This window comes from Candidatus Zixiibacteriota bacterium (assembly GCA_040756055.1).
Classification (GTDB): Bacteria; Zixibacteria; MSB-5A5; order GN15; family FEB-12.
The window spans coordinates 126,012-139,065 of sequence record JBFLZR010000001.1 but is presented as its reverse complement, the minus strand read 5'-3'; the positions used below and the strand labels follow the sequence as shown (position 1 = coordinate 139,065).

10 protein-coding genes are annotated in these 13,054 nt (G+C 52.5%); 5 read left to right on the top strand and 5 right to left on the bottom strand.

All coding sequences use genetic code 11. From position 1 onward, the window contains the following. On the top strand, positions 1–513 hold the full coding sequence (locus tag AB1483_00640) for a hydrogenase maturation protease (protein MEW6410959.1): 513 nt from the start codon (positions 1–3) through the stop codon (positions 511–513). Here AB1483_00640 and AB1483_00635 read toward each other — a convergent pair. From AB1483_00635 to AB1483_00625, 3 genes are read right to left on the bottom strand one after another with little or no spacing between them, the layout of a single operon-like run. After that, positions 500–1,561 (bottom strand): proline racemase family protein, encoded by a 1,062-nt coding sequence (locus AB1483_00635; GenBank protein MEW6410958.1) that lies wholly within the window; start codon positions 1,559–1,561, stop codon positions 500–502. The genes AB1483_00640 and AB1483_00635 overlap by 14 nt on opposite strands. Before the next feature lie 18 nt (positions 1,562–1,579). After that, on the bottom strand, positions 1,580–3,943 hold the full coding sequence (hypD, locus tag AB1483_00630) for a trans-4-hydroxy-L-proline dehydratase (protein MEW6410957.1): 2,364 nt from the start codon (positions 3,941–3,943) through the stop codon (positions 1,580–1,582). Between the two features lie 6 nt (positions 3,944–3,949). After that, the gene (locus AB1483_00625; GenBank protein MEW6410956.1) at positions 3,950–4,720 is read right to left on the bottom strand and encodes a glycyl-radical enzyme activating protein; all 771 of its coding nucleotides are present in this window, start codon (positions 4,718–4,720) and stop codon (positions 3,950–3,952) included. Positions 4,721–5,132: 412 nt separating this feature from the next. Between AB1483_00625 and AB1483_00620 the strand changes: the two genes are divergently transcribed. Beyond that, positions 5,133–7,211 (top strand): multicopper oxidase domain-containing protein, encoded by a 2,079-nt coding sequence (locus AB1483_00620; protein MEW6410955.1) that lies wholly within the window; start codon positions 5,133–5,135, stop codon positions 7,209–7,211. A 97-nt stretch (positions 7,212–7,308) separates the two neighbouring features. Here the strand turns inward: AB1483_00620 and AB1483_00615 are convergent, their stop codons facing one another. Both AB1483_00615 and AB1483_00610 read right to left on the bottom strand, forming a co-directional pair. Beyond that, positions 7,309–8,706, bottom strand: a complete 1,398-nt coding sequence (locus AB1483_00615) for a cytochrome c (GenBank protein ID MEW6410954.1) — start codon at positions 8,704–8,706, stop codon at positions 7,309–7,311. An 18-nt stretch (positions 8,707–8,724) separates the two neighbouring features. Beyond that, positions 8,725–10,134, bottom strand: coding sequence for a c-type cytochrome (locus tag AB1483_00610; protein ID MEW6410953.1), 1,410 nt, complete (start codon positions 10,132–10,134; stop codon positions 8,725–8,727). A 318-nt stretch (positions 10,135–10,452) separates the two neighbouring features. Here AB1483_00610 and AB1483_00605 point away from each other — a divergent pair, with 318 nt between their 5' ends. From AB1483_00605 to AB1483_00595, 3 genes are all read left to right on the top strand, one after another. Beyond that, a complete protein-coding gene (locus AB1483_00605) occupies positions 10,453–11,244 on the top strand; it encodes a hypothetical protein (GenBank protein MEW6410952.1) in 792 nt (263 codons plus the stop codon). 50 nt (positions 11,245–11,294) lie between these two features. Beyond that, positions 11,295–12,086, top strand: coding sequence for a hypothetical protein (locus AB1483_00600; GenBank protein MEW6410951.1), 792 nt, complete (start codon positions 11,295–11,297; stop codon positions 12,084–12,086). An 80-nt stretch (positions 12,087–12,166) separates the two neighbouring features. Beyond that, entirely contained in the window at positions 12,167–12,958 is a 792-nt protein-coding gene (locus AB1483_00595) for a hypothetical protein (GenBank protein ID MEW6410950.1), read from the top strand. Positions 12,959–13,054: the final 96 nt, after the last annotated feature.

Genomic DNA, 13,054 nt, shown 5'->3' with positions numbered 1-13,054 from the left:
ATGAGCTCGAACAGCAAGAACGCCCTACGGACTGTCATCATGGGAGCGGGCAATATCCTTATGAAGGATGATGGTATCGGGGTTCACGTTGTTCAGGCGATGCAAAATAATCAGGGGCTGCCCGGGGGCGTTGAGTTAATCGACGCGGGAACGGCGGCCCTCGATACTTTTAACCTGCTCGATGGTGTCGAGAAGCTAATAATAATCGATGCCATCAAAGGGGGCGGGATGCCGGGTACTATCTACAAACTGACGCCTGATGATATCCGCGAAAAACCCCGAAACACTATCTCTCTTCACCAAATGAGCCTTCTTCAGGCACTGGCTTCAAACCTCCTACTCGGCTCAGCACCATCCGATATAACAATCATCGGTGTAGAACCAAAAGAGATTTCGATGGGAACGGAGCTGTCTGAGGAAATAGCTGGTCGAGTTGAGGCGATAGTCGAGATAGCTATTGAAATCGCTCACGACACGTGCCGGAAGGGCCGGGATAATACTAACGAAGTATAAACCCGTCCCGCAGGGGATCCCCGGGGTCTATCACAAACTCATGCTTCCCCGTGATGTAGGCGCGCCCCTCGACATCCCCAACAATCGCTGTGTGCGGACCGACGGTAGTTTCTTCAACTACACGCCCGGTAAATGTGCTGCCGATTATACTTTCGATCACAATCGGCTCGCCGACGCTGATTTCACCTCTGGTGTGATGCAAGGCAAGACGTGCACTCACGCCGGTTCCCGTGGGACTGCGATCAACTTCACCCTCGGCAAAAATACACACATTTCGAGAGTGTGAACCTTCCGCCAAAGCCGACCCGACGAATATCGTCCCATACAGAAAATTCAGATCGGCCTCAAAAGGATGCGCGATAGTATGGCTTTTCATCACGGCTCTCTTGATCGCCATGCCCTGATCTATCAGAGTCCGAAAATTCTCGGGTGTCAAATCCAATCCCAGTTGGTCGGCATCGACGAAAGCGTAAAACGCTCCGCCGAAAGCAATGTCATAAGTGATCTTTCCAATCCCGGGTACATCTACGATCTCATCTAACGCCAGCACGAATGACGGAACATTGTGGAAATGAACACTCTCCACTTTACCGTGAGCAACACGGGCATACGAAGTCACCATACCAGCCGGCGTATCGATACGTACCATCGTCTCCGGCTCCCGAACTTCAATCATGCCGGTTTCTACCGCTACCATCGTCACTGCAATGATCCCGTGGCCGCACATGGTGCTGAATCCTTCGTTGTGAATGAACAGCACCCCAAAGTCCGCCGCGGAAGTGACGGGCGGCGTGATGATACACCCGTACATGTCAGCATGACCGCGCGGCTCCCACATCAGAGCTCTTCTGAGGTGGTCAAAATGCTCTCTGGCGTACTGGCGCTGCTGCAGAATTGTATTTCCGGGAATATCCGGAAAGCCGCCAACAATGACACGAAGCGGCTCGCCCTCTGTATGGGCATCGATAGTCTGTATCTTAATCCAGTCTGACGGGATTTTCCACTTGGATGCTGCCGAGAGCTTCGGGCGATTGTACTTTGCCACCATCCCTCCTCGGATGTGTTCTCAGGCTACCCCGTGTTCGGTGCGCCGGATAATCTCGTTTTGCAGGTCCATGCCGAGATCAACGAAGTAATCGCTGTAGCCGGCAACGCGCACGATCAGGTCGCGATATTGCTCGGGATTCTTCTGGGCCTTGCGCAAGGTATCCGCCGTGACAACATTGAACTGAATGTGGTGACCATCCATAGTGAAGTACGCTCTTACCAGATGCGCCACCTTGTCCAATCCATCCTCGGATTCCAGAACGTGGGGCGTGAATTTCTGGTTCAAAAGCGTTCCTCCGGTGCGGATGTGATCGATCTTCGATGCCGACTTCAGCACCGCCGTTGGGCCTTTTCTATCGGCTCCCTGTACCGGCGAAATACCTTCAGACAGCGGCTCGCCGCACAATCTACCATCGGGCATGGCTCCAATAACACTACCAAAGTAAACATGGCAGGTGGTGGGGAGGAGGTTTATCCGATGCTGTCCCCCCTTCGTGTTGGGCCGGCCATCGACACAATTGAAGTACAGTTCGAATACCTGCTTCATGATGTCATCAGCATAGTCATCATCGTTACCGTATTTCGGCGTGGCATTGAGCAGCTTGTCACGAAGTTCTCCGGCGCCTTCGAAATTATTCTTAAGGGTATCAATAAGTTTCGGCAGACCGGTACTTCGCTTGTCATATACATGATACTTAATGGCCGCAAGTGAGTCGGTAATGCTTCCGAGACCGACGCCCTGGATGTACGATGTATTATAACGTGCCCCGCCATCGTTGTAGTCTCTACCGGTAGCGATGCAGTCGTCAATCAGTATCGACATGAACGGCGCCGGCAGATGCTCCGCCCAGAGTCGCTCAATAACCACATTGCCTTTAATCTTAATGTCGATAAAGTGCCGAAGCTGTTTCGCGAAAGCTTCCATCAAATCATCAAAACTGCCAAAACCGGATGGCTCACCGCTTTCTATGCCTATCTTCTTACCGGTCCGAGGATCGATTCCGTTGTTCAGAGTGATTTCCAGCACCTTGGTAAGATTGAAATACCCGGTGAGGATGTAGCTTTCTTTCCCGAACGCTCCAGTTTCGACACATCCACTCGCGCCTCCATTACGGGCATCCTGCACCGACTTGCCCTGCCGGATCATCTCCTGCACGATAGCGTCGGTGTTGAAAAGCGATGGTTGACCGTAGCCGGTCTTAATGATTTCCAAAGCCCGTTTCAGCAACCGGTCGGGGCTTTTCTTGCTTATCTGAACCATTGAACTCGGCTGCAGCAACCTCATCTCTTCGATCACATCGAGAATCATGAAGGTCATCTCGTTAGCGGCGTTCTCACCATTCTCCTTAACACCGCCCACATTGACCAAACAGAAATCCGTATAAGTGTTGCTCTCCTGAGCGGTCACACCGACCTTGGGAGGAGCCGGCTGGTTGTTGAACTTAATCCAGAAAGACTGAAGCAACTCCCGCGCTCTTTCTTCGGTAAGGCGGCCCTCATCGATATCGCTCTGATAGAACGGCATCAGATGGCGATCGAGCCGACCCGGATTGAAAGAATCCCAGGTGTTCAGCTCCGTTATGACGCCGAGATGTACGAACCAATAGTACTGAAGCGCCTCCCAGAAATTCTCCGGAGCATGTGCCGGCACCCGCTCGCAGATATGAGCCATCGCCTCAAGCTCTTCTTTTCGGGTGGGATCCTTCTCCACTGATGCCAGCTTCTGCAACTTCTCACTGTGTCTCTTCGCGTACGCCATAATCGCGTCAGCCGCGATAGACATGGCCGTCAATTCCTCCCGTTTATCGAGGGCCTCCGGGTCATTGAAAAAATCGAGATTGGCAATACTCGATTCGATGTCCGCCTTAAAGTCCAGGAAACCTTTTTTGTATATCTTGTCGTCGAGCACGGTGTGACCCGGTGCGCGCTGTTCCATGAACTCGGTAAAGACACCCGCTCCGTATGCATCCTTCCACGCATCGTCGACCTTGTCGAATATCCTGTCGCGAACCGAACGACCTTTCCAGAAAGGTGCGATTCTCTGAATCTGCTGCTCGCGCGTCTGTTCATCGACAGAGAAAGACACCTTTTCGCGGGTGTGAAGAATTTCGAAATCTTCTGGAGTGTGCGTACAGATATCGGGGTAGGTCGGCGTCGCTTTTGGGGCGGGGCCTCTTTCACCGACAATGAGTTCGCCATCGTTGATACATATATGCTTGTTTTCGAGGATATACCTGAAAGCCATCGCACGCGCTACCACAGGGGAGACACGCTCCGCTTTGCCGCTCTGATAGAAATCAGTCAACAACAGCGCTCGTTCTAAAGATATGGTCGGCTTGGCATCCAGGCTCTCCTGACGAAGCTTGGCAATTCTGTTGTTCATATCGTCCTATCCTCCAATTTTGACTTCACACCCCAACGAGCGAAACCGGTCAGCCTTGCTTTCGACATCAACCTTGCTCTGCTGCTCAAGATTGCCCAGCTTGCCGGGAAGACCGAAGCGCCGGCGTTTGTCCTCGCCGAACTGATTATACGGCAACAAACTGATTCGAGCAATACCGGGTAAAGAAGCGACCAAATCCCGAATCCGATCGAGATTGGCTTCGGTGTCGGTTATACCCGGCACAAGAGGAATACGGATATTTACGGCACTGCCTTTGCCGGTCAATAACTTAAGGTTCTCGAGTATTTGTCGGTTCGATTCGCCGGTATAATGCCGGTGCTCGTTATCATCCATAAGCTTGAGGTCATACAGAAATAAGTCAACGTCATTATAAATACGCTCAAAATCGGCCCATGGCGCATGTCCGCAGGTATCCACCGCCGTACGGATTCCAAGCCTCCGGCTGGCGCCACACAGAGCTTCCAAAAAATCAATCTGGAATAAAGGCTCCCCCCCGGAGAAAGTCACCCCCCCACCTGACTGGTCATAGAAGACCCTGTCTTTAGTTACCTCTTCCATTACTTCACTGACCGTCACAGTCCGGGTCTTGCCAGTCGGGTCGGTGGTGTCGAGATTGCGGGCTTCCGGGTTGTGACACCAGAGGCAGTCAAGAGGACAACCGGAAAGGAAAACGGTAGTCCTGATCCCCGGACCGTCGTGGATAGCGTACCTCTTGATATCGAATATCTTACCGCCGATTTCAGGCTTTGTGGCCATAGTAACTAATTATAATGGATTTTGTCGCTTTTTGCCATATAAGTTAATTCCGATTTATTGTCCACTGTTCTGAAAAAAACTCAAACCGTCCAGTCCTGCTAATCGTACCTCTAATGTTGATTAAAGGCGACCATATCGGTCGACCTTTCTGGTATTACAAGTCAAAGCACCTTCAAAATCCCGGGCATTACACAAAAATAGATATCATAACGGGAATCGTGATATCACGCAGGGCTAAATAGACATCAGTCAAGTTTAATAGCAGTGCAGAAAGGGGGCTACCGTATATCTGCGGATAATTTTCAGTGTTGAAATCGGTTGGCTCAAGGCTGAAGGGTGATTGGCAGGCGTAGATATCGCTTGCTGACTAATGCGATTTTGTTTGAATCAACCGACTAAAGGAGAAAAACAAGTGTTGAAACGGGCAATGTGTTTTACCGGGGGAGGCGCCGTCCTGACGGCATTAAGCTTAGTCTTCGTTATGGCCGCCACAGCTATCGGCCAGGTACCGCTTAATCCATTGACTCTCACCAAGTACCTCGATCCGCTGCCGGTTCCCGGCGTTATGCCTCAAACGGCTGCCAATTACTATGAGATCGGAATGTACCAGATAACCCAGCAGCTTCACAGCCAGCTACCGCCCACAACGGTGTGGGGTTATGGTACCAGCGCCGCCACGGCCAGCTTCCCGGCGGCTACAATTGAAGCCACCCGCGGCGTGCCGATACAGGTCCTGTGGACCAACAACCTTCCAATGACACATCTTCTTGATGCCGCACTGGATAGGACCCTGCACTGGGCTAATCCAACAGGACCCGGTATACCTGTCGTGGCCCATCTGCACGGCGGTGAAAATGAGCCGCAGAGCGACGGTCACCCGGATGCCTGGTTCACGCAGGGATTTGCCGAGACCGGCCCCGGATGGCAGCAGCAGGTCTACAACTATTACAATAATCAGGATCCGACAACCCTCTGGTATCACGACCATGCTCTGGGCATGACAAGGTTAAACGTATATGCCGGCTTGGCTGGTTTTTACCTCCTGCGCGATGCGGCAATCGAAGGCCCAATGAACCTGCCCGGTGCCGCGTACGAGATACCGATGGTTATTCAGGACAGGATGTTCAACATCGATGGCTCGCTGGCCTACCCGACCGTAGGCGTCAATCCTCAGCATCCGCAGTGGCAACCGGAATTTTTCGGTAACACCATTCTGGTTAACGGTGTAGTCTGGCCGTATCTTAATGTCGAGCCGCGAAAATACCGTTTCCGGATTCTCAATGGCTCCAACTCACGTTTCTACAGTCTGCAACTGCTTGACCAGACGACAGGTCTTCCGGGTCCGGCGTTCCACCAGATTGGCTCCGACGGCGGATATCTGGCCGCGCCGGTGATGCTCAACGATCCGGCCAACCCGAACGCCCAGCGTCTCGTTATCGCTCCCGGTGAGCGCGCTGACATTATCATCGATTTCGCCGGCCTCCCGGTGGGGACCCAGTTCGTTCTGGATAATAACGCCAAGTCCCCTTATCCGAAAGGCGCGCCGCCGGATCCGAACACGGAACGTCCCGTGATGCAGTTCAGAGTGGTTGCCTCGACCGGTCCCGACAACAGTTCTATTACGGCTAACAATGTCATTCCGGTTCTGGGCCCGGCTTCAGTAACGCGCACTTTCACTCTCAACGAGATCATGGGCGCCGGCGGTCCTTTGATGGCCCTGATAAACGGACAGATGTGGGATGGTACCCTTTACGAAACGCCCCAACTGGGAGCCACCGAGATCTGGGAATTCGTCAACCTCACCGGCGATGCCCACCCAATCCACCTCCACCTGGTTCAATTCCAACTCCTGAGCCGCCAGAAATTCCGCCTGAGCCAGTATATGAAGGCTTACACTGCGGCTAATCCGGTTTTGCCAACCGACAATCCGGTCGCAGTCAGTCCGGCTCCGTACGTTAACGGCCAGCCGGCCGGGCCGAATCTCAACGAAGCCGGCTGGAAGGATACGTTCGTCATGTTCCCCGGTGAGGTGACCAGGGTTATCGTGCGGTTCTCATCGCAGGATGGAACGACTTTTCCATTCGATGCCACTGCCGAACCGGGGTATGTCTACCATTGCCACATCCTCGAACACGAGGATAATGAGATGATGCGGCCGTTCAAGGTTGTCGCGCCGGCTCCTGCGGTGGCGGCTAAGCTGGGCGACATGCCGGAGAGTTTTGGCTTGAAACAGAACTATCCCAACCCGTTCAACCCCAGTACCGAGATCAGCTTTGCGTTGCCGGTCGCCGGTTCGGTCCAATTGAAAGTCTTTAATATTCTGGGACAGGAAGTAAAGACGCTTGTCGATGGCAACCTGAACGCGGGTGAGCATGTAGCGATGTGGGATGGAAAGGACTCTCGAGGCAACGGTGCCGCCAGTGGCGTATACTTATACCGGCTTGAGGCGGGAGATATTAGGGAAACAAGGAAGATGCTGTTGCTTAAGTAACAGCACAGTGAATGGAATCACTAAAGGCAGAGGATTTGTTTCCTCTGCCTTTTTTATTCGAAGATTCGTGACAATTCGGATTGAATCCGGAATTCGCTCACGATCCGGAGTCCGCACCCGAAGTCGTCTGCGACGCTCCGGAGCCCTTCTGCAGCATATACTCAGCCACCAACTCAAGCTGTTCATCGCCAAGATGCGCGAACGACGGCATCTGCGTGAACTCCGGCCGTTTTTTGCCGGGCGCTCTGGCCCAGGCGACAATACCCTGAGGATCACCCTTGTAGATTGAGTAAATATCCGTAAGTGGCGGCGCCGCCAACACCTTGTCAACGGCGTGACAGGCGGCGCAGTTTCTGAAAACCGATTCCCCGGTTGGTCCGGTGGCCAGGGCGTCACCGGCGCCAAGCCCGGCAGCCAGACGCATCTGCGTGGCCACAACAATGGAATGAAACGTATCGGTCTGGTTGGTCACGATTGTTTTGTGATACGCCAGGGCGCCTTCACGATACAAATGCCTACCCGTACCCATCGCCAGGACTACGGTTGTCAGAAGCAAAGCTACGAGAACAAAACTTTTGCCTATCGATGTATCAGCCGCGTCAATCTCCCGCGACAACGCTATTAGCAGAGCTATCACTATCGCGACTCCGGAAAAAATCACAATCAGCATAACTGCTGTGATGCCTTCAGCCGGCAGCGTGAACAGAAGCATCGGGCCAAAAATCAATTGCGCCAGCGTGAGGTAAAATACCAATCGGTAAAACAGGCGTCTTAGCCCCGGTCGAGTGAACCCGGGCAGACTCTCTTCAACGGGGAATTTCTTTCGCCCGAACCACCACGTTAGAAACAGGCCGGTTATGGCCAGAGATGCCGTCAGAAAGTGGAAAAAGCGCGGAAAGACATTTCCAACGCGAAGTGATGAAAAGAATCCTTTTACGTTAACCCAGTCAGCCGGGAAGAGCATAAGGTTGATATTGGTCAGAAAGATGAACGGCACGCACAAAAACAACAGAGCCGCCCCGATACCCACCATAATATGGGCGCGCTTGTCGTCTCCGGTCCACCTGTCCCACGAATACTTGTGAACATAGGCCAGCAGGAACGCCAGAGTTACCAGCGGGACAACGGCAATCCATCCGTAACCGGTGAGAGCGTTGGCAGAGTAGAAATGAATCGTGTAGGCAAGGCTGATGCACAGAAGCGGTCCTACCCCAAGCACCACAGCCAGACTCTTGTTCACCGTGATAGTCCGGGAGACACTCTTTCCCAGTGCGTCATACTTCGGATTCGAAAGACCAATAATCTCAAATATAACAGCCAATAGCGAACCGCCCACCATGAGATTGACGAATAGAATGTGCGCCAGAAAGAGAATCACCAGGAAAAGCTTCAGGTCAGATTCAGCAAGTGGAAGCGGCAGTTCGATGTCACCCGGTGATGGCATCTGAATCATCAGGATCGCCAGAAGACTGTGTATTTTTGAGATAATCAGCATCAAGTAACTCTATCTCCATCAGGGTCCCGTCGGCTGCTGCGTTGCGGGCGTTGGCTTGACAGTCCAATCATTCTGTGCCCCGAGGATAAATTTGTGATCGACTTGCATCTGCATCAAATAAGCGACCAGCGCTTCGGCTTCTTTATCGCTGCCGGGAAACGGCGGCATGTAGGTTCGGGTCATGTGCATACTATGAATGAAAGCGATCATCGCGTCCTTGTCCCACGGGTCGTTTCCATAGAGATTTGTGAACTTCGTCATCATGCTGTTAATACCGCGGGTGGTGTGGCATCTCGAGCAGGTGACCACCCATACATCGCGTCCCGCCGCTACCATATTGTCCGCAGTCACCCGGTGATTGGTAACATAATTAGCGTAGGTGAGAACACCATCGCGTTGAAACACCGGCAATTCGTCAAGCTTCACCCCGTTGGAATACATGTAATCAGCGATCACATATGGCTTACGAATGAATTCACGAACACGCTCGAAATGCCCGAGCAGCCACAATCCAAGCGCGAAAGGAACGATAAGCAATACACTCGGAATCAATTTCGGCTTGATGGCCCCGATTGCCGCGACAACAATGATAACACCGATCGTAACAGCCATGATTATCGCTAGAGTTTGATGCCACTGCATGAATTTCTGCGTCAGCATCGCTACCCCGAGATTGGCCAGCATGTTCGCCGGAATGGTGTGATAGTACCAGATCGATGCTGCGATAAACGGAATCACCCAGGCAAGCATCCAGACCGATACGAACCTGACAGCGCGCTGCCTGAGCAAACTTCCTTTCTCAGTAAAGAAAAACAGCAGGAACCACACGCACAAACCGGCGATACCCATCGCGTAGGCCGTTCGAAACGCCAGCTGCGGCAAATATATGGGATTGAAAATAGCAGAGAAAAACGACTGGTCAGCCGGCCATTTCCCGGACCCCATCATGAACCCGAGAATTGCCACGATAATCACCATCGTAAACCACGAGAATACACTCAGCAGCACACCGAGGGCGATGTGGAGCTTTTTGAGTATGCCCTCGCGCCATCTCTTCCAGAGAAGGAAATACAGAACGATCAAAACAACCTCGGTGATAAACACGAGCCACTCAATAAACCAGGCCCAGAAGAAGACACGAAGCAGGCTGCCAATGGCAAACGGGGCGATAAGCGATGTGGAGAACCAGATCCCGACTCCCGTGAGAGCGCCCAGCGAGGTCGTCACAACAAACAGGACAAATGTTATCTTGTACGCTAGTTCATCGGATGCCGGGTCTTTTTTCCGAAAAGCCCGCCACTCCATAAAAGTGACCAACGGATAGGCGCCGACCGCGAAAGCATGATTAATAAAAACGTGAATTATGGCAATCACCGCTATCAGCAAACGGTTACCGAAAAAGTCGATGAAAAATGGAGGGAAGTCCATGATGGCAATATGATATTATCGACAGGCTCCCGCAAGACTTTTTCTGATTCTGACAGCGCAGCTCAATGGGCAGAATTGATTCATCCGCCAAAGACATCTTGCGTGAATTCAGGATTCCGTTATATTTTTAGTCGCCCGTTCCTTAAGGCAAAAACGCGCAGCACTTTTAGTCGACGCAATTACTGCCCGTTCAACACTTGATATGTAACAATGTGGATAAATCGTTCGTCTTTGACGAAAAGATGAGCCGCTGGGCATATCTACACCAATAAACTTCGTACTAATCCCGCCAATGACCACAGGTCAGAAGGAGAAAACATGAGATTATTGGCCAAAACAGCAGCGCTTATTGCCGTCATAATAATGATCGTAGCAGGCTGCTCATCCAACAATCCGATTCAAGCGCCCGACCGGAGCAACAACGTTGCCATGACGTCTGGGACCAACATGGGCACCGGCAGTTTCACCGTAGAGGCGAAGTACACCTATTTCCGCAGCTATCCGGGTGGACGCGCTCTGTTTTTAATAAGGATAATCCCCGGCGCGGATTTTGCCGGCGATGCCGTCGTCAGTCTCAACTCCGACCGGCTGCTTAAAGGCGAATTCACCACCACCCATCTTAACGCCGAGACCGGAATGACCGAGCTATTGATCGATGCCTCCAAACAGATGGAAATCGGTTTCTATTATGTGACCGTGACGGTGGAGAATCAGACTTGTGTCCGGACGATGGAATTTGAAATCGAGATATTCAGCTGGGGGATTCTCAGCCTGAACAACGCTCTCGATGCCCGCGACAATTTTATCGGATGGCTGGCGCTGGTGCATCCGGAACTCGGAAGTTTTGTCGGCGAGCAATGGACCGACATCTACTCCCAATATCCGCTGAAAATAGTTGAGCATTATACCCATCTCAGCAACAACTGGGAGATGCGCGTCGGATGCCACGTGACCTGGACACCCGAAGATTACTACGAGATATACTGGCTGCGCCACCGAGGGCAGTGGGATCCGATTCTCGCCGCCAAAATGACCTGGGACATCGATACCCAGGCGTATGTCATCAACGAAATGTCGGTGGACGACTGGACTTATTATTACGGATACTAAACTGGCAATAAAGCCGAATCGCAAACAACGGGGGGCTAGAGGAGAATTATATGAGGCTGTTTCTGACCACGGTAGCGTCTATCGCGATACTGGGCATGGTTGTGGCTGGCTGCTCATCGAATAACCCGGTGCAGTCGCCTGCGAACCAGGTCACGGTTGAAAAGAAAACCGTAGTTCCGTCAACCGGTGAGGGTTCTTTCAATGTCGAAGCCAAGTACACCTATGTGAGAAGCTACCCGGGCGGCGGCGGCATATTTGTGCTGCGGCTGGTGCCCGGTGCGGATCTCACTGGTGATGTTGCCCTGAGCGTCAGTGCCGACAAGATGCTCGGTGCCTCGGTTTCAACACCGGTGGTCAACAGTGTCGACCCGGTTTTCGAAGTCACCATCAGCCCGACCAACCAGGTCACCCTCGCCACCCACATCGTTACTGTCACAGCCAACAATCAGAGTATGTCCCAGACCGTGGAGCTGCAGGTCGAAGTGGTCAACTGGGGTATTCTGAGTATGAACATCGCCCAGGAAACCCAAGACCGGTTCATCGATTGGCTCAATGTAGCCCATCCGGAGCTTGGCACTTTCTCCAATCAGGACTGGGAGATCTACGGAACCTATCCGCAAATCATGATCGTGGAACACTATACCTTCCTGAGCTCTGACTGGGAATTCAGGGTGTGTTTCCACGTGATGATCCCTCCGTATGATTGGTCGAAGATGTTGCTGCGTGGCCGCGGCGAGTGGGATGCTACCATTGCGGCGATACGCGAATGGGATGAAGTCAGCCAGACCTACGTGATTCACGAGATACCGGTGGAAGAGTATCCAGTCATCTACGGGTACTGATATCCACGGAATCTATTGGCAATTCCATGGCGGGGGCGACTGTGCTCCCGCCTTGTATGATCGAACTAAAGGAATAGTATATGAGATTAACTCTGATGGCTGCGGCGACGCTTACGGTATTGGGTATGGTCCTCGCGAGTTGTTCGACCGACAATCCGGTCCAGCCGACGTATGCCGGGGCTGCCCTTGAATTGATGCCGGATCAACCTTTAACCGGTAGCGGTTCGTTTACGATCAAGTCCAAGTACAGTTACGTGAAGAGCTATCCCGGCGGCGGCGGTATTTTCGTGCTCCGCCTGGCTCCGAACGGCAGTCTGGAAGGCAACGTGGCCCTGAGTGTCGAAGCTGATCCTGGTCTTTCGGCCGCTGTTTCGACACCCGTCGCCAGCGCCGATTCGCCCATATTCGAGATTACTGTCAGTCCGGCTGATCTGATCCCCCTCGGTATCCACTTCATAATTCTGACTGCCTCCAACCTGACGCACACCGAGACCGTTACTCTCCAGGTCGACGTTATCGACTGGGGACTTGGCAACGTCGAGCTCGGGCAGGAAAAACAACAGCAGTTTGCTGACTGGCTCGAGATTGAGTATCCCCAGTTGGGGACCTTCTCCGGCCAGGCGTGGGATATATACGCAACATACCCGCAAATTCTCATCGTCGAACATTACACTTTTCTCAGCGAAGACTGGGAATTCCGGGTGTGCTTCCACGTCATGATCCCGCCGTACGACTGGTCGATGATGTTGCTGCGTCCCCGTGGTGAATGGGTGGCGACTATCGCGGCTATTCGCGAATGGGACGAGAATTCGGGCACTTATGTAATTCGCAAAGTTCCGATCAATGACTATCCGATAATGGACGTTTACTGATACAGAATTCTTCACGGTCGGCGGATTTGGAAGCGAAGGTGAGATGACCTTCGCTTCTTGCTGTTTTGAAGGGTTGATTTAGTTATCAGAATTCTG